Origin of the sequence: Pseudomonas sp. PS02302, assembly GCF_029959585.1 — a bacterium.
GTDB lineage: Bacteria > Pseudomonadota > Gammaproteobacteria > Pseudomonadales > Pseudomonadaceae > Chryseomonas > Chryseomonas aestiva.
The window spans coordinates 31,622-47,700 of sequence record NZ_JASCON010000041.1; the positions used below are offsets into that span (position 1 = coordinate 31,622).

The window sequence follows — 16,079 nt, forward strand, 5'->3', positions numbered from 1 at the left end:
GGCGCCAATCTTCGAAAGCAACGCGTCGCGAGGGCAGGCGGAGCAAGGCGAAAACCGGTGAGAAAGCGGAGTGCACATCGAGTGCATGAGCATTTCGAACCGGCTTTCAACGCCGCTCCGGCAAGCGCAGCAGCGTTGAATCGAAGATTTACCACTCGGCGAAACTGCCATCCTTGTGACGCCAGATCGGATTGCGCCAGCGATGGCCGATGGCGGCCTGTTCCTTGACGAACTCCTCGTTGACCTCGACGCCCAGCCCCGGTCCCTGGGGGATCTTCACGTGGCCATCGGCGTAGTCGAAGACCTCGGGATTCTTGATGTAGTCCAGCAGGTCGTTGCCCTGGTTGTAGTGGATGCCCAGGCTCTGCTCCTGGATGAAGGCGTTGTAGCAGTTGGCGTCCAGCTGCAGGTTGACCGCCAGGGCGATGGGGCCAAGGGGGCAATGCAGGGCGATGGCCACGTCATAGGCCTCGGCCATGTTGGCGATCTTGCGTGTCTCGGTGATGCCGCCGGCATGGGACGGATCGGGCTGCAGGATGTCGACGTAGCCTTCCTGGAGGATGCGCTTGAAGTCCCAGCGCGAGTACAGCCGCTCGCCCAGGGCGATGGGCGTGTTGCTCATCAGGGCGATCTCCTTGAGCGCCTCGTGGTGCTCGCTGAGCACCGGTTCCTCGATGAACATCAGGCGGAACTGCTCCAGCTCCTTCACCAGCACCTTGGCCATGGGCTTGTGCACCCGGCCATGGAAATCCACGCCGATGCCGAAGTGCGGACCGCAGGCGTCGCGGATGGCGGCGACGTTGGCGATCACCTGGTCGACCTTGTCGTAGGTGTCGACGAACTGCATCTCTTCGCTGGCGTTCATCTTGATGGCGGTGAACCCCTTGGCCTGGCGCTCCAGGGCCTGGGCCGCGGTCTCCGCCGGGCGGTCGCCGCCGATCCAGGAATAGACGCGGATGCTGTCGCGCACCTGGCCACCGAGCAATTCGTGCACCGGGACGCCCAGGGCCTTGCCCTTGATGTCCCACAGCGCCTGGTCGATGCCAGCCAGGGCGCTCATGTGGATGCCACCACCGCGATAGAAGCCGCCGCGATAGAGCACCGTCCAGTGGTCTTCGATGTTGCGCGGGTCCTTGCCGATCAGGTAGTCGGCCAGTTCCTCGACCGCCGCCGCCACGCTGTGGGCGCGGCCTTCCAGCACGGGTTCGCCCCAGCCGTGGATGCCCTCGTCGGTCTCGATCTTGAGAAAGCACCAGCGCGGCGGGACGACATAGGTGGTGAGTTTGGTGATCTTCATGGTGTGGGAATCTCGACAGTAATTATTGGAATCGAGGGATTGGGCAGCTCGCGGTCATGGACCGCGAGCTTTAAGCGTTCTTTACCGCCCGCCATCCCGCCGCGAAGGCCTGGGCATTGGCGCTGACCTGGGCGGCGCTCAGGCCCGGCTTGTACAGCGCCGAGCCGAGGCCGAAGCCGTTGGCGCCGGCGGCCACGTAGGGGCCCATGTTGTCCGGGGTGATGCCGCCCACCGGCAAGAGCGCCAGCGCCTTGGGAAACACCGCGCGCCAGGCCTTGACCACCGCCGGGCCGAGTTGCTCGGCGGGAAACAGCTTGAGGCTGTCGGCACCGGCGTCGAGGGCGGCGAAGCCTTCCGAGGGGGTGGCCACGCCGGGGGCACTGACCAGGCCGGCAGCCTTGCTGGCACGGATCACCGCCAGGTTGGCGTTGGGCGAGACGATCAGCCGACCACCGGCGGCGGCCACCTCGGCCACCTGGGCCTCGGTGAGCACGGTGCCGGCGCCGATCAGGCAGCTTTCGCCCAGCTCGGCGGTCAGTCGGCGGATGCTCTCGTAGGGCTGCGGCGAGTTGAGCGGGATCTCGATGACGCGAAAGCCGGCGTCGTACAGGGCACGGCCGACCGCGACGATTTCGTCCGGGGTGACGCCGCGCAGGATGGCGATCAGCGGCAGGTCCTTGAGATAGGGTTCAAGCATGGGAGCCTCCAGAGGTGGGGAGCAGGCCGGCGGCCTGGGCCAGGCGCCAGAGCCCGGCACGGGTGGCCTGCTCCAGCAGGCGGACCTGGTGGATATCGAACAGCGCCAGGGCGTCGCGATAGCGCTGGCAGAGCGTCGCGTCGCCGATCAGCACCAGGGGTGGGCAGGGGGCGCCGGCAAGGGCGGCGACCTGGCTGCGCAGCTCTTCGCCGATCAGCAGGCCGGACAGGTAGTCGAGGCTGTGCGCCGCGCCCAGTTCGCCGGCCAGCACCCGGCTGCGAGCGGTGAAGAGCCGGCCGAATAGGCCCTCGGCGCCGGCATCACGGGCGGTGACCAGGCCCAGGCGGAAGGCTTCGGCGCTGGCCTCGGGACCGGCTTCGGCAGCCGGACGCCCGAGGATGGAATGCTCGCGCAGGACGGCGAACAGCTCGCCGGTCATGTAGGTGGCGAAGTCGGTCAGGCGACCGTCACGCACCCGCACCCACTTGCTGTGGGTGCCGGGCAATACCAGCAGGGCTTCGGCGGCCAGGTCCGGCTCCAGTTCGAGGGCGCCGAACACCTGGGTTTCCTCGCCGCGCAGGACGTTGGGCAAGGCGCCGCGCTGCATCACCCCGGGGACCAGATGAAGCTCGCCGCAACCGGTGTCCAGGCGCAGCAGGCCGGCGGCCAGGCTGTGGACGTCGGCCGGGCAGTCGGCATAGGGCACCTCGCGCCAGCCACCGCGGCTGCCGACCATGCCGCAGGCGATGGCGGGCAGGTTTGGCCGGGCCTCGCGCCAGTCGCCCACCAGGGTGCGATAGGCCGCGGCGAAGTCGCCATCCGGCACATGCATGATGCCCCAGGGGCGGCTGCGGGTTTCCAGCACGGCGCCCTGGGCGTCGAACAGCTGGGCCCGCAGGGACGAGGTGCCCCAGTCGAGGCCGATGAGGTGCGGGGTGGCGGTCATGCGGGACTCCAGCCGAGTTCGCGGGAAATGGCCCGGGCGCAGGCAGTGACCTCGGGCTGCAGTTCATGCAGCCGCGCCTCGGGCATGTAGGGGATGGCACTGGCCACGCTCAGGGCCGCGACGATGACGCCGTCGGCGCCGCGGATGGGTGCGGCCACGCAGCGGATGCCCAGTTCGTTCTCTTCCAGATCCAGGGCATAGCCCTCGGCGGCGTGGCGCCGCAGCCGCGCGCAATAGTCCGCCCAGGGCAGGAAGTCCTCGCGCAGGCCGGGCTGGCCGGTCCGCCGGGCCACGCCTTCGCCGTAGAGGGCTTCCCACTCGTTTTCGGCGAGATCGAGCATCAGCGCCTTGCCGACCCCGGTCAGCGCCAGCGGCATGCGCAGGCCGACCCGGGATCTCATCTCCAGCCCCCGGCTGCCCGGCAGCTTGTCGAGATAGAGCACGTCGCCACCCTCGCGCACGCCGAGGTGCACGGTGTCGCCACAGTGCTGGGCCAGGCGCTGCAGATGGGGCCGGGCCACACCGGTCAGCGGCAGTTGCTCACGGGCCTGGTAGCCGAGGGCGATGAGATGGCTGCCCAGGATCAGCCGCCCGCCGTCATGGCGCAGATAGCCGGCCTGGGTCAAGGCGGCGACCAGCCGATGGGTGGTGCTGCGGGTGCAGCCGATGGCGGCGCCGACCTGGGCCAGGCTGTCGGCCCCGGCGGCCACGGCTTCGAGCACGGCCAGGCCGCGAAACAGTGCCTGGGCCCCGCTGGGCGCTTCGCCCTTGTTGGAATTGTTGTCGTTCATGGCCTTCACTCTAGAAGCCTCGCGGGCAAATCTCAACATGTGATACGTCATCCCATATTGTGGGATAAAAGTTAGATATGACAGCCTTGTCACATAGCTGCAATATTGGCGCTATCTAATGCACGGCACATTGCAAGGACTCGAGAGGCAGAGCGCTCCATGACGGGTAAATCCATCCTGATCGTCGACGATGAGGCGCCCATTCGCGAGATGATCGCCGTGGCCCTGGAAATGGCGGGCTATGAATGCCTGGAGGCGGACAACAGCAAGGACGCCCACGCCCTGATCGTCGATCGCAAGCCCGATCTCATCCTGCTCGACTGGATGCTGCCCGGCACCTCCGGCCTGGAACTGGCCCGCCGCCTCAAGCGCGACGAGCTGACCGACGCCATCCCCATCATCATGCTCACGGCCAAGGGCGACGAGGACAACAAGGTCCAGGGACTGGAAACCGGCGCCGACGACTACATCACCAAGCCCTTCTCGCCCCGCGAGCTGGTGGCGCGCCTGAAAGCCGTGCTGCGCCGCACCGGCCACATGGAGAGCGACGGTCCGCTGGAGGTCAACGGCCTGATCCTCGATCCGATCAGTCACCGGGTGACCATCGACGGCGCCCCCGCCGAGATGGGCCCCACCGAATACCGGCTGCTGCAGTTCTTCATGACCCACCAGGAACGCGCCTACACCCGTGGCCAACTGCTCGATCAGGTCTGGGGCGGCAACGTCTATGTCGAGGAGCGCACCGTGGACGTGCACATCCGCCGCCTGCGCAAGGCGCTCGGTGAGACCTACGAGAACCTGGTACAGACGGTGCGTGGCACCGGGTATCGCTTTTCCACCAAACTCTGACGCGGGATCACCGCCGCCGTGAACATCAACTGGCGCTCCCGTCTGGCCACCCAGCTGGCGACCGTGGTCGCCGGCTGCGCCCTGGCCGGCTGGCCCTTCGGCCATGTCGGCCTGGCGGTGGCCCTGGGACTGGCGGTCTATCTGGCGGTCACCCTCAGGCACCTGCTGCGCCTGCACGCCTGGCTGCTGAGCGAAGCCCCGGGCGCGCCGCCGGAAGCCGAGGGGCTATGGGGCGAGGTGCTCGACCGGCTCTATCGCCGCCAGCGCCACGAAAAGCGTCAGCGCGAGGAATTGCTCGCCGTCATCGGCCGCGCCCAGGCCTCCACCGAGGCCCTGCGCGACGCCATCATCCTGGTGGATCGCCACGGCAACCTGGAGTGGTGGAATCGCGCCGCGGAAACCCTGCTCGGCCTGCGCCAGCCTCAGGACCTCGGCCAGCCCATCACCAACCTGGTGCGCCATCCGCGCTTTTCCGACTACTTTCTCGGCGGCGACTACGGCGAGCCGCTGGAACTGGCCTCGCCGCTCAACGACGATGAATACCTGCACATCCTGGTCACCCGCTTCGGCGAAGGCGATCGGCTGTTGCTGGTGCGCGACGTGACCCGCCTCCACCAGCTGGAACAGATGCGCAAGGATTTCGTCGCCAACGTCTCCCATGAATTGCGCACCCCGCTGACGGTCATCACCGGCTACCTGGAGACCCTGCTGGACAATGCCGACCACGCCACTCCGCGCTGGCGGCGGGCGCTGGGGCAGATGCAGCAGCAGGCCGGACGCATGCAGCACACCATCGACGACCTGCTGCTGCTGGCACGCCTGGAAGCCACCGATTATCCCGCCGACAACCGCCCGGTGGGCCTGGAGCCGCTGCTCGCCTCCATCCTGCAGGATGGCCGTGCCCTGTCCGGCGCCGTGGGCCACCGCCTGAGCCTGGAGTGCGAACCGGGCCTGGCGCTGCTGGGCAGCGAGACCGAATTGCGCAGCTGCTTTTCCAACCTGGTGTTCAATGCCGTCAAGTACAGCCCCGAAGGCGGCGAGGTGCGGGTGCGCGCCTGGCAGGACGCCGAGGGTGCCCACGTCGCGGTGCAGGACAACGGGCCCGGCATCGACGCCCGCCACCTGCCGCGCCTGACCGAGCGCTTCTATCGCCTCGACGCCAGCCGCGCCTCCAGCACCGGCGGGACGGGCCTGGGCCTGGCCATCGTCAAGCACGTGCTGATCCGCCATCGCGGCGGCCTGGACATCCACAGCGTGCCCGGCGAGGGCAGCTGCTTCACCTGCGATTTCCAGCCCGAACAGATCGCCCAGCGCACCGCCGCCTCGGCCTGAGCCGTCCCCTCCCCGCCGTGCTATCGTCCGGCCATCCCGGTCACGGTCCCCTGTCATGCCTCCAGCCCTGCGCCTGCTGCCGGTCCTGCTGCTCGCCCTGCTCGGCTGCCTGCTGCTGGGCAGCCAGGCCTGGCACCGCGCCGAACAGGCGAGCCTGGCCGAGGCCAGTCTGCTTGGCCAGGAGCAGCTGCGCCTGCATGCCAGCGGCCTGCAGACCCTGATCGACCGCTTTCGCGCCCTGCCGACGGTGCTGGCCCAGGATCCGGAGCTGATCGCCGCGCTCACCACCCCGCCCGATGCCGCCGCCACCGAGCGCCTCAATCTCAAGCTGGAAAGACTCAATACCGCCGCCCAGTCCTCGACCCTGGAGCTGCTGGATCGCAGCGGCCTGGCCATCGGCGCCAGCAACTGGCGGCTGCCCACCAGCTATGTCGGCCACAACTACGGTTTCCGGCCCTATTTTCGCGAGACCCTCGCCGGCGGCAGCGGCCGCTTCTATGCCGTGGGGGTCACCACCGGCATTCCCGGTTATTTCCTCTCCCATGCGGTGCTGGACGCCCAGGGGCGCTTTCTCGGCGCGGTGGTGGTCAAGCTGGAATTCCCCGCCATCGAGGCCCGCTGGGGCGAGCATCCCGAGGTCCTGCTGGTGAGCGATGCGCGCGGCGTGGTCTTTGCCGCCAATCGCCCGGCCTGGCGCTATCGCCTGCTGCGCGAGCTGACCCCGGCCGAGCGCGCCGAACTGGCCACCACCCGCCAGTACGACAGGCGCACCCTGCAACTCCTGCCCTATCGCCAGCAGCGGGTGCTCGGCGAGCAGCGCCAGGTGGCCCACATCGAGGCGCCCGAAGGCAGCGCCGACTACCTCTGGGACAGCCTGCCGCTGCCCAGCGAAGGCTGGACCCTGCACCTGCTGCGGCCCACCCGCGACCTGCAGGGTGGCGGCCCGGGCGCGGCGCTGGCCGCCGCCTGCGCCTGGCTGCTGCTGGTCTGCGCCGGTCTCCTGTGGGCGCAACGGCGCCGCCTGCAGCGCCTGCGCCAGCGCAGTCGCCTGGAGCTGGAGCAACTGGTGGAGGCCCGCACCGCGGAACTCCGCACCGCCCAGGACGGCCTGGTGCAGGCCGCCAAGCTGGCCGCCCTGGGGCAGATGTCGGCGGCCTTGGTGCACGAACTCAACCAGCCGCTCACCGCCCAGCGCATGCACTTGGCGAGTCTGCGCCTGCTGCTGGATCACGCTCGGCTGGACGAAGCCCGCGCCGCCCTGGAGCGCCTCGATGGCCTGCTGACCCGCATGAGCGGCCTCACCGCCCACCTCAAGACCTATGCGCGCAAGACCCCCGCCGGCCTGCGTGAACGGGTCGATCTGGCCCGGGTGGTGGACCAGGCGCTGGAATTGCTGGAGGCGCGCCGCGCCGAGCTGGCCGTGGAGCTGATCCTGGAGCTGCCGCGTCCGGCCTGGCTGCTGGGCGATCCCATCCGCCTGGAGCAGGTGCTGGTCAACCTGCTGCGCAACGCCCTGGACGCCGTGGCGGAGCGACCCCGACCGCAGGTCCGGGTCAGCCTCGCGCAGGAAGGCGAACACTGGTTGCTGGAGGTGGCCGACAACGGCGGCGGTATCGCCGCCGAGCACCTCGACCAGGTGTTCGATCCCTTCTTCACCACCAAGCCGGTCGGCGAAGGCCTCGGGCTGGGCCTGGCGGTGTCCTCGGCCATCGTCCAGGCCCAGGGCGGCAGCCTGACGGCCAGCAACGCTGTGGAGGGCGCGGTCTTCGCCTTGCGGCTGCCGGCCGCGCCGGCGTCAGCGGCCTAGCGCACGCAAAGCGTCACCAGCAGGGCGAAGCCCCAGCCGAGCAGCCCGGTCACCAACAGGGTCGCCGCATCCCAGGGACCGCGGGTGGCATCCAGAAGCGGCAGGCCGACGCCACCGAGCAGGGCGCTGGCAAGGACGCCGGCGAGGATCCGGACCAGTGGCCAGTGGCTGTCGGCCGACTCCTCGGGAGCGGCAGCAAGGGTCTCTTCTTCGGACATGGCAGGGCTCCGCCAGGGAATACAGAGCGCGACCCTAGCCGGGCAACCTGAAGCTGCGATGAAGCGGCGCTTCAGATTGCCTTCAGCTTGACCGCCAAGACTGCATCTCGCATTCCCCTGGAGAGGTCGCGATGCTCGACGTGACTTGGCAGTCCCCGCAAGGTTTTACCCTGGCCGATCGCAGCGGTTCGCTGCTGGCCCGCCTGGAGCCGCTCGAGGCGCCCGGTCGCCAGACGACCGAGGCCTTCATCGGCGCCCGTTTCGCCCTGGAGCATGGCGCCCGCATCAGCCACTTCCTGCCGCTGCTGCTCGCCCTGCGCGATGCCGAAGGCGAGCTGCAGGCGGCGGTGGGCATCCGCCCCGCCCTCGACCAGCCGCTGTTTCTCGAACGCTATCTGCCGCAGCCGGTGGAGACCCACGTGGCGGCGGCGCTCGGCCGGCCGATCGATCGCGCGGAGGTGGTGGAGGTCGGCAATCTGGCGGCGCTGGGCCCTGGCCAGGCGCGCCTGCTGATCGTCGTCACCACCTGGCTGCTGGCCCGCAGCGGCCGGCGCTGGGTCACCTTCACCGGCCCCACCCGCCTGATCAACAGCTTTCATCGCCTCGGTCTGGCGCCCCAGGTACTGGGCGCGGCCGATCCGGCCTGCCTGGGCGCCGAACGCGAGAGCTGGGGCTCCTACTACGCCAACGATCCCCAGGTCTGCGCCGGCGACATCCACCAGGGCTATCACCAGCTGCTGCAGGCCGGCATCTTCGCCCGCCTGGGCCTTCCCACCCTTGGCGAGGAAGACTGCCATGTCGCCTGAAGCCCGCTCCGTCGTAGATTTCTTCACCACCCTGGAGCGCCACGTTTGGCACGGCGACCGGCCGGCGCTGATCGGCAGTCACGAGACCTGGAGCTATGCCCGGTTGCTGCAGGAGGTCACCGCCCGCGCCGCCTGGCTGCGCGAGCACGAGATCCAGCGGCTGGCGCTGGACCTGCCCAACGGCCCCGAATTGCTGGCCTGGGACCTGGCCGCCCTGCGCGCCGGGCTGCCCTGCGTGACCCTGCCGGACTTCTTCAGTCCCGCGCAGCGTGCTCACGTCCTGCGCGACTGCGGCGCCGATCTCCTACTGGGACGCCCCGAGCGCACCGCGGAATGGGCCGCGGCAGGCTTCACCGCGGGCGCCGGCGGCTGGCAGCGGCCGGCCTCGGCCCGCGCCCCGCTGCCGGCGGACACCGCCAAGCTCACCTATACCTCCGGCACCACCGGCACGCCCAAGGGCGTCTGCCTGAAGGCTGGGCAACTGCTGCGGGTGGCCGCCAGCCTGGAAGCCGTTAGCCGACCGCTGGCGCCCGAGCGCCATCAGGTGCTCCTGTCGCTGGGCATCCTGCTGGAAAATCTCGGGGTCTATGCCGCGCTGCTGGCCGGTGCCGAGGTGGTGGTGCTCAAGGGCACCGACCAGGGCGTCAGCGGTTCCGCCGGAATCGACTGGGCACAGTTGGCCGCCTGCCTGCAGCAGCGCCAGCCGCACAGTCTGATCCTCATGCCGCAGCTGTTGCAGGGACTCGTGGAACTGGGCGAGCGTGGCCTGCTGCGCCTGGACCCGCTGCGCTTCGCCGCCGTGGGTGGGGCACCGCTGAGCGCGGCCCTGCTGACCCGCGCCAGCGCCCTGGGCCTGCCGGTGTTCCAGGGCTATGGCCTGTCGGAATGCGCCTCGGTGGTGGCCCTCAATCGCCCTGACGCCAACCGCCCGGGCAGCGTCGGCCAGCCCCTGCCCCACGTCCGCCTGCGCCTGGCCGCCGACGGCGAGGTGCTGGTCGGCGGCGTCGATTTCGCCGGCTACCTGGGCGAGCCCGGCAGCGCCACCGACGAGGTGGCCACCGGCGATCTCGGCGAATTCGACGCCGACGGCTACCTCTATTTGCGCGGGCGCAAGAAACACCAGTTCAGCCTGGCCTCGGGACGCAACGTCGACCCGGGCTGGATCGAGGCCGAACTCACCCAGGGCGGCCCCATCGCCCAGGCCTATGTCCAGGGCGAAGGCGCCCGGCACCTGGTGGCGTTGCTCTGGCCGCGCCAGCCGGACCTGCCCGACAGTTTTCTCGCCGATCAGGTCGCCTGCCTCAACCAGCGCCTGCCCGACTACGCCCGCATCGGTGCCTGGCGCCGCCTCGCCGAACCCTTCACCCCCGCCAACGGCCTGCTCACCGCGACCGGACGCCTTCGCCGCGACGCCATCCAGGCGCACCACGCGGCCCTGCTCTCGGACCTTCTGGAGATACACCCATGAGTTTCTTCGCCACCCTGCAAGCCGAAACCGCCGCGGAACGCCAGGCGCTGTTCGAGGTGCCCATCATCCGTGCCGCCCTGAGCGGTGACGTCGCCCTGGAGAGCTATATCGCCTTTCTCGGCCAGGCCTATCACCACGTCCGCCACACCGCGCCGCTGATGATGGCCTGCGGCGCCCGCCTGCCGGCGCGGCTGGAATGGCTGCGCGGCGCGGTCTGCGAATACATCGAGGAGGAATACGGCCACGACCAGTGGATCCTCAATGACATCGCCGCCTGCGGAGGCGACGCCGAGGCCGTGCGCGCCAGCCGCCCCGAGTTGTCCATCGAGCTGATGGTGGCCTATCTCTACGACTTCATCGCCCGCGACAACCCGGTCGGCCTGTTCGGCATGGTCAATGTGCTCGAAGGCACCAGCATCGCCCTGGCCACCCAGGCGGCCGGCGCCATCCGCGGCCAGCTGGGCCTGCCGGCTACCGCCTTCAGCTATCTGGATTCCCACGGCAGCCTCGACCAGGAGCACATGGCGACCTATCGCCAGCTGATGGATCGCCTGGACGATCCGGCCGACCAGGCCGCGGTGATCCGCGTGTCCAAGGTGGTCTATCGCCTCTATGCCGACATGTTCCGCGCCCTGCCCGGCGCCGGCCAGCAACCGGAGCAGCGCCATGCAGCTGCCTGAGTGCCGCATCCTGCTGACCGGGGCCAGCGGCGGCATCGGCCTGCCGCTGGTGGAACAGCTCTGCGCCGGCGGCGCCCAGGTGCTGGCGGTGGCCCGTGACACCCGTGCCCTGCAACCCCTGGCCGAGCGCCTGGGCGGCCGGCTGCGCCTGCTCGACGCCGACCTCACCCGCCGGGCCGATCGCCAGGCGGTGCTGGCCGAGGCCAGTCGCGGCCAGGACGTCAACGTGCTGCTCAACGCCGCCGGCAGCAACAGCTTCGCCTTGCTCGAAGCCCTCGACGAAGACGCCATCGACAACCTGCTGGCGATCAACATCGGCGCTGCCATCCAGCTGACCCGTCTGCTGCTGCCGCTGCTGCGCCGCCAGCCACGAGCGGTGATCGCCCATGTCGGCTCCACCCTGGGTTCCATCGGCTATCCCGGCTATGCGCCCTATTGCGCCAGCAAGTTCGCCCTGCGCGGCTTCACCCAGGCCCTGCGCCGGGAGCTGGCCGATACCCGCATCCGGGTGCTCTACGTGGCGCCCCGCGCCACCCGCACGGCGATGAACAGTCCGGCGGCCATGGCCGTGAACCAGGCGCTCAAGAGCCAGGTGGACGAACCCGCCATGGTCGCCGGCGCGGTGATCCGCGCGCTGGTCGAGGATCGCCAGGAGCTCTATCTCGGCTGGCCGGAAAAGCTCTTCGTCCGTCTCAACGGCCTGCTGCCCGGCCTGGTGGATCGCGCCCTGCGCCGCCAGTTGCCGGTGATCCGCCGCTTCATCGATCCCGCCCTCGCTCCGGAGAAACACCCATGACGTCCCCGTGCAAGGCCCTCGGCCTGCTGCTCGCCGCGCTGCTCGCCAGCCCCTTCGCCCTGGCCGATGATGGTCAGCGCCTGGCGCAGATCCAGCAGCGCTGGGCCGAGATCCAGTACCGCCTGCCCAGCACCGAAAAGCCCGCCGCCTTCGAACAGCTGGCCGGCGAGGCGCGCGCCTTCACCCAGGCCGCCCCCCAGTCGGCCCCGGCGCTGATCTGGCAGGGCATCGTGCTCAGCAGCTGGGCCGGCGCCCAGGGCGGGCTGGGTGCACTGAGCAAGGTCAAGGAAGCCCGCACCGACCTGGAGCAGGCGCTCAAGCTCGATCCCAAGGCGCTGCAGGGGTCCGCCTACACCAGTCTCGCCGCCCTCTACGACCGGGTCCCCGGCTGGCCGATCGCCTTCGGTGACGCCAGCGAAGCCGATCGTCTGCTGCAGCAGGCCCTCGCCCTCAACCCCAACGGTATCGATACCCTATACTTCTGGGGCGACCACCTGTATCGCCAGAAGCGTTATGCCGAAGCCCGCGCCGCCCTGCTCAAGGCGCAGCAGGCCGCACCCCGGCCCGGACGCGAACTGGCCGACCAGGGACGGCGGGGCGAAATCGCCGCGCTGCTCAAGGACGTCGACCAGAAGCTGAAGTGACGAGGCCCCCATGCGCGTGCTGCTGATCGAAGACGATCCCGACCTCGGCGAGGGCATCCGCACCAGTCTGCGGGAAGAGGGCTATACCCTGGACTGGCTCAAGGACGGCGAAAGCGCCGTCCATGCCCTGCGCGAAGAGGGCTTCGATCTGGTGGTGCTGGATCTCGGCCTGCCGCGCCTGGACGGTATCCAGGTGCTGCGCCAGAGCCGCGCCAACGGCCTGACCACCCCGGTGCTGATCCTTACCGCCCGCGACGACACCGAGGACCGGGTCGCCGGCCTCGACGCCGGCGCCGACGACTACCTGGTCAAGCCCTTCGACATCAAGGAACTCAAGGCCCGCCTGCGCGCCCTCCTGCGACGCCGCAACGGCCCCTCGCAGATCCAGCTCGAAGGTGGCGGCATCGCCCTCGACCCGGCCACCCGCCGGGTCACCTTCGACGCCCAGCCGGTCAATCTCACTCCGCGCGAATACCAGCTGCTGCACGAACTGCTGGCCAATCCGGGCAAGATCTTCAGTCGTGATCGCCTCATGGGGCTGCTCTACGGCTGGGACGAGGGGGTGGAAAGCAACACCCTGGAAGTCCACATCTACAACCTGCGCAAGAAGCTGCGCGCCGACCTGATCCGCACGGTCAGGGGCATCGGTTACCGCCTCGAGTGCCCATGACCTCCATCCGCCGCCGCACCGTCGGCCTGGTGCTCTCGCTGCTGCTGATCGGCACCCTGCTGATCGCCCTGACCAACGTCCACGACAGCCAGCGCGAGATCGGCGAGATCTACGATGCCCAGCTGGCCCAGAGCGCGCGCATCCTGCAGGGCATGCTGCGCGCCGCCCCGCGCGGCGAAGGCCGTCTGGCGCTGCACGCCAGTGTCACCCAGGCCCTGGCCGAAGCCACGGAGAGTCCCTATGGCCACAGATACGAGGCCAAGATGGCCTTCCAGGCCTGGAACGCGCACGGCGCCCCGCTGATGCGCTCGCCCAGCGCACCCCTCTTCAGCATGCCGACGACCCCGGGTTTCACCGAACAGACCCTGGAGGGCGAGGCCTGGTATGGCTTTCTGCTGCCCGACCCCGAGCACGACCTGATGCTCTGGGTCGGCGAGCGCGAGGAAGTCCGCGCCGATCTGGTCCGCCGCATCCTGCGCCATACCCTCACCCCGCACCTGATCGGCCTGGTGCTGCTGTCGCTGCTGGCCTGGCTGGCCATCGGCTGGGGCCTGCAACCGCTGCGGCGCATGGCCGGGCTGATCCGCCACCGCGATCCGGAATCCCTGCAACCGCTGCAGCTCGATCCGCTGCCGCGCGAACTGGAACCCATGCAGGCGGCGCTCAATCGCCTGCTGCTGCAGATCGAACAACTGCTGCAGCGCGAACGCCGCTTCATCGCCGACGCCGCCCACGAATTGCGCACGCCCCTGGCGGTGCTGCGCCTGCATGCGCAGAACGCCCTGTCCGCGCAGACCGCGGCGGCCCGCGACGAGGCGCTGAAATTCGTCGTCAGCGGCACCGATCGGCTGACCCGGGTGGTCAATCAGCTGCTGATCCTGGCCCGGCTGGAGCCCCGGCCGAGCTGGAGCGCCGAGCAGCGCTTCGACCTGCGCACCGCCCTCAGCGCCACCCTGGAGGAGCTGGGCCCCTGGATTCTCGACAAGGGCCTGGACCTCAGCCTCGACGCCGAAGCCACCCACGTGCAGGTCCACGGCGACAGCGCCATGCTGGGCATCGCCCTGCAGAATCTGCTGACCAACGCGGTCAATGTCTCGCCCCCCGACGGCGAGATCCGCGTGCGGCTGGAGATCAGCGCCGGCTGGGCCGAGATCCAGATCCTCGACCGGGGCCCCGGCATTCCAGTGGAGATCCTGCCGCGGCTGTTCGAACGCTTCTACAGCAGCGGCGCGGCCAACGGCGCCGGCCTGGGGCTGTCCATCGTCCAGACCGTCGCCCAGCACCTGGGCGGACGCATCGAACTGGGCAATCGTCCCGAAGGCGGGGCCAGCGCCCGTCTGGGGCTGCCGGTGCTGCCGGGCCCCGGCTAGGGACTCGACCACTCGCCAGCCTTAGGGCAAGGTAGCGGCGCACCGGCCGCGAGAGGACGCCCCCATGCAAGCCCAGGTCTATCTGGTCGACGACGAAGCCAGCATCCGCGAAGCGGTGCGCCAGTGGCTGGAGCTGTCGGGGCATCAGGTGCGGCTGTTCGCCCGCGCCGAAGACTGCCTGGCGGCCGTGACGCCGGATTTCGCCGGCGTGGTGGTCAGCGACGTGCGCATGCCCGGCATGGACGGCCTGGCCCTGCTGGACCGGCTGCAGGCGCTGGATCCCGACCTGCCGGTGATCCTGCTCACCGCCCACGGCGACGTCGCCCTGGCGGTCAGCGCCATGCGTCAGGGCGCCTACGATTTCCTGGAAAAGCCCTTCAGCCCCGAGGCGCTGCTCGGCGATCTCGGCCGTGCCCTGGAAAAGCGCCGGCTGGTGCTGGAGAACCGCCAGTTGCACCGCCGGGTCGACGACCAGAGCGCCCTCGCCCGTCGGCTGCTCGGCGTCTCGCCCGGCATCGTCCGCCTGCGCCAGCAGATCCTCGACCTGGCACCGACCCCGGTCAACGTGCTCTTGCGCGGCGAGACCGGCAGCGGCAAGGAACTGGTCGCCCGTTGCCTGCACGACTTCGGGCCCCGGGCCGGCAAGGCCTTCGTCGCGCTCAATTGCGCGGCCATCCCCGAGCAACTGTTCGAGAGCGAGTTGTTCGGCCACGAGAGCGGCGCCTTCACCGGTGCCCAGGGCAAGCGCATCGGCAAGCTGGAATACGCCAACGGCGGCACCCTGTTTCTCGACGAGATCGAGAGCATGCCCCTGGCGCAGCAGGTCAAGCTCTTGCGGGTGTTGCAGGAGCAGCGCCTGGAGCGCCTCGGCTCCAACCAGAGCATCGTCCTGGACCTGCGCATCGTCGCCGCCACCAAGCCGGATCTGCTGGAAGAGGCGCGCGCCGGACGCTTTCGCGAAGATCTGGCATACCGCCTCAATGTCGCCGAACTGCACCTGCCGCCGTTGCGGGCACGGCGCGAGGACATCCCGCTGCTGTTCGATCACTTTCTCGCCGAGGCCGGTGCCCGCCTGGGTCGCCCGGTCACCCCGCCCGGCGCGGCGCGACTGGCCCAGCTGCTGGGTCACGGCTGGCCGGGCAACGTCCGGGAACTGGCCAACGCCGCCGAACGGGAGGTGCTCGGCCTGGGCGCGCCAGCCGCGGCCCAGGGCCACTCCCTGGCCGATCAGCTGGAAGCCTTCGAGGCCCAGTGCCTGCGCGCCGCCCTGGCCCGCCACGGCGGCGAAATCAAGGCGGTGATGGACGAGTTGCAGCTGCCACGGCGCACCCTCAACGAGAAGATGCAACGCCATGGCCTGGTGCGCGCCGACTTCCGCGACGAGGATTGAGGCGCCATCGGCGGAAATCCGCTCATTGCCCACCGGCTTTCGGCGATCTTTCGCCGATCCGCCCCGGCAAAACCCAGTCAGGACGCGGCTTCGCGACCTGGCACGCGCCCTGCTATAGCCCTTGTCGACGCCCCGAGCGCCCTAATAACAACGACAAGAGGAACACCCTGTGGATAGCACCGCTACCCTCGCGGCCGGCCAGACCGCGCCCAAGACCACCTCGCAGCGCATCAAGTCCATCTTCAGCGGTTCCGTCGGCAACCTGGTCGAATGGTACGACTGGTACGTCTACGCCGCCTTCTCGCTGTATTTCGCCAA

Annotated in this window: 16 protein-coding genes and 1 pseudogene; 12 read left to right on the plus strand and 5 right to left on the minus strand. The window is 69.6% G+C overall.

Annotated features, from left to right (window positions below; genetic code table 11):
• Nucleotides 1-148: 148 nt before the first annotated feature.
• The 4 genes from dgoD to QMX82_RS14960 all read right to left on the minus strand — a co-directional run bounded on the left by dgoD (nt 149) and on the right by QMX82_RS14960 (nt 3,731).
• Complete coding sequence (gene dgoD, locus QMX82_RS14945) at nt 149-1,297, minus strand: galactonate dehydratase (protein WP_017642356.1); 1,149 nt, start codon at nt 1,295-1,297, stop codon at nt 149-151.
• Nucleotides 1,298-1,367: 70 nt separating this feature from the next.
• Nucleotides 1,368-1,994, minus strand: coding sequence for a 2-dehydro-3-deoxy-6-phosphogalactonate aldolase (locus QMX82_RS14950; RefSeq protein WP_282284912.1), 627 nt, complete (start codon nt 1,992-1,994; stop codon nt 1,368-1,370).
• Nucleotides 1,987-2,940, minus strand: coding sequence for a 2-dehydro-3-deoxygalactonokinase (locus tag QMX82_RS14955; protein ID WP_282284915.1), 954 nt, complete (start codon nt 2,938-2,940; stop codon nt 1,987-1,989). The genes QMX82_RS14950 and QMX82_RS14955 overlap by 8 nt, the downstream gene beginning before the upstream one ends.
• On the minus strand, nt 2,937-3,731 hold the full coding sequence (locus QMX82_RS14960) for an IclR family transcriptional regulator (protein ID WP_187980605.1): 795 nt from the start codon (nt 3,729-3,731) through the stop codon (nt 2,937-2,939). The genes QMX82_RS14955 and QMX82_RS14960 overlap by 4 nt, the downstream gene beginning before the upstream one ends.
• A gap of 159 nt (nt 3,732-3,890) precedes the next feature.
• Between QMX82_RS14960 and phoB the strand changes: the two genes are divergently transcribed.
• The 3 genes from phoB to QMX82_RS14975 are packed head-to-tail and all read left to right on the plus strand — an operon-like array spanning nt 3,891 to nt 7,719.
• Nucleotides 3,891-4,580: a phosphate regulon transcriptional regulator PhoB gene (gene phoB, locus QMX82_RS14965; protein WP_133860036.1), complete on the plus strand. Its 690-nt coding sequence runs from the start codon at nt 3,891-3,893 to the stop codon at nt 4,578-4,580.
• Between the two features lie 18 nt (nt 4,581-4,598).
• Nucleotides 4,599-5,912, plus strand: coding sequence for a phosphate regulon sensor histidine kinase PhoR (gene phoR, locus QMX82_RS14970; protein WP_282284923.1), 1,314 nt, complete (start codon nt 4,599-4,601; stop codon nt 5,910-5,912).
• Between the two features lie 55 nt (nt 5,913-5,967).
• Nucleotides 5,968-7,719, plus strand: coding sequence for a sensor histidine kinase (locus tag QMX82_RS14975; RefSeq protein WP_282284925.1), 1,752 nt, complete (start codon nt 5,968-5,970; stop codon nt 7,717-7,719).
• Here the strand turns inward: QMX82_RS14975 and QMX82_RS14980 are convergent.
• Entirely contained in the window at nt 7,716-7,937 is a 222-nt protein-coding gene (locus QMX82_RS14980; protein ID WP_208693490.1) for a hypothetical protein, read from the minus strand. The genes QMX82_RS14975 and QMX82_RS14980 overlap by 4 nt on opposite strands.
• A gap of 131 nt (nt 7,938-8,068) precedes the next feature.
• Here QMX82_RS14980 and QMX82_RS14985 point away from each other — a divergent pair, with 131 nt between their 5' ends.
• The 9 genes and pseudogenes from QMX82_RS14985 to QMX82_RS15025 form a co-directional block, all read left to right on the plus strand.
• Complete coding sequence (locus QMX82_RS14985) at nt 8,069-8,743, plus strand: thermostable hemolysin (protein WP_187980609.1); 675 nt, start codon at nt 8,069-8,071, stop codon at nt 8,741-8,743.
• Nucleotides 8,733-10,211, plus strand: coding sequence for an AMP-binding protein (locus QMX82_RS14990; RefSeq protein ID WP_282284930.1), 1,479 nt, complete (start codon nt 8,733-8,735; stop codon nt 10,209-10,211). Before QMX82_RS14985 ends, QMX82_RS14990 begins: the two co-directional genes overlap by 11 nt.
• Nucleotides 10,208-10,891 (plus strand): TenA family transcriptional regulator, encoded by a 684-nt coding sequence (locus QMX82_RS14995; protein WP_208693487.1) that lies wholly within the window; start codon nt 10,208-10,210, stop codon nt 10,889-10,891. Before QMX82_RS14990 ends, QMX82_RS14995 begins: the two co-directional genes overlap by 4 nt.
• Complete coding sequence (locus QMX82_RS15000; RefSeq protein WP_282284933.1) at nt 10,878-11,687, plus strand: SDR family oxidoreductase; 810 nt, start codon at nt 10,878-10,880, stop codon at nt 11,685-11,687. The genes QMX82_RS14995 and QMX82_RS15000 overlap by 14 nt, the downstream gene beginning before the upstream one ends.
• On the plus strand, nt 11,684-12,331 hold the full coding sequence (locus QMX82_RS15005; protein ID WP_282284934.1) for a tetratricopeptide repeat protein: 648 nt from the start codon (nt 11,684-11,686) through the stop codon (nt 12,329-12,331). Before QMX82_RS15000 ends, QMX82_RS15005 begins: the two co-directional genes overlap by 4 nt.
• A 10-nt stretch (nt 12,332-12,341) precedes the next feature.
• Nucleotides 12,342-13,001, plus strand: coding sequence for a response regulator transcription factor (locus tag QMX82_RS15010; RefSeq protein WP_282284936.1), 660 nt, complete (start codon nt 12,342-12,344; stop codon nt 12,999-13,001).
• Nucleotides 12,998-14,371, plus strand: a complete 1,374-nt coding sequence (locus QMX82_RS15015) for a sensor histidine kinase (protein ID WP_282284938.1) — start codon at nt 12,998-13,000, stop codon at nt 14,369-14,371. The genes QMX82_RS15010 and QMX82_RS15015 overlap by 4 nt, the downstream gene beginning before the upstream one ends.
• Nucleotides 14,372-14,435: 64 nt before the next feature.
• Nucleotides 14,436-15,761: a sigma-54-dependent transcriptional regulator gene (locus QMX82_RS15020; RefSeq protein WP_208693482.1), complete on the plus strand. Its 1,326-nt coding sequence runs from the start codon at nt 14,436-14,438 to the stop codon at nt 15,759-15,761.
• A gap of 169 nt (nt 15,762-15,930) precedes the next feature.
• Nucleotides 15,931-16,079 (plus strand): annotated as a pseudogene (locus QMX82_RS15025) (MFS transporter); the annotation flags it as partial.

What these genes read in the sequence shown, in the direction of transcription:
- dgoD (WP_017642356.1), bottom strand. Translation starts at nt 1,297, where the DNA reads ATGAAGATCACCAAACTCACCACCTATGTCGTCCCGCCGCGCTGGTGC.
- QMX82_RS14950 (WP_282284912.1), bottom strand. Translation starts at nt 1,994, where the DNA reads ATGCTTGAACCCTATCTCAAGGACCTGCCGCTGATCGCCATCCTGCGC.
- QMX82_RS14955 (WP_282284915.1), bottom strand. Translation starts at nt 2,940, where the DNA reads ATGACCGCCACCCCGCACCTCATCGGCCTCGACTGGGGCACCTCGTCC.
- QMX82_RS14960 (WP_187980605.1), bottom strand. Translation starts at nt 3,731, where the DNA reads ATGAACGACAACAATTCCAACAAGGGCGAAGCGCCCAGCGGGGCCCAG.
- phoB (WP_133860036.1), top strand. Translation starts at nt 3,891, where the DNA reads ATGACGGGTAAATCCATCCTGATCGTCGACGATGAGGCGCCCATTCGC.
- QMX82_RS14975 (WP_282284925.1), top strand. Translation starts at nt 5,968, where the DNA reads ATGCCTCCAGCCCTGCGCCTGCTGCCGGTCCTGCTGCTCGCCCTGCTC.
- QMX82_RS14980 (WP_208693490.1), bottom strand. Translation starts at nt 7,937, where the DNA reads ATGTCCGAAGAAGAGACCCTTGCTGCCGCTCCCGAGGAGTCGGCCGAC.
- QMX82_RS14985 (WP_187980609.1), top strand. Translation starts at nt 8,069, where the DNA reads ATGCTCGACGTGACTTGGCAGTCCCCGCAAGGTTTTACCCTGGCCGAT.
- QMX82_RS14990 (WP_282284930.1), top strand. Translation starts at nt 8,733, where the DNA reads ATGTCGCCTGAAGCCCGCTCCGTCGTAGATTTCTTCACCACCCTGGAG.
- QMX82_RS14995 (WP_208693487.1), top strand. Translation starts at nt 10,208, where the DNA reads ATGAGTTTCTTCGCCACCCTGCAAGCCGAAACCGCCGCGGAACGCCAG.
- QMX82_RS15000 (WP_282284933.1), top strand. Translation starts at nt 10,878, where the DNA reads ATGCAGCTGCCTGAGTGCCGCATCCTGCTGACCGGGGCCAGCGGCGGC.
- QMX82_RS15005 (WP_282284934.1), top strand. Translation starts at nt 11,684, where the DNA reads ATGACGTCCCCGTGCAAGGCCCTCGGCCTGCTGCTCGCCGCGCTGCTC.
- QMX82_RS15010 (WP_282284936.1), top strand. Translation starts at nt 12,342, where the DNA reads ATGCGCGTGCTGCTGATCGAAGACGATCCCGACCTCGGCGAGGGCATC.
- QMX82_RS15015 (WP_282284938.1), top strand. Translation starts at nt 12,998, where the DNA reads ATGACCTCCATCCGCCGCCGCACCGTCGGCCTGGTGCTCTCGCTGCTG.
- QMX82_RS15020 (WP_208693482.1), top strand. Translation starts at nt 14,436, where the DNA reads ATGCAAGCCCAGGTCTATCTGGTCGACGACGAAGCCAGCATCCGCGAA.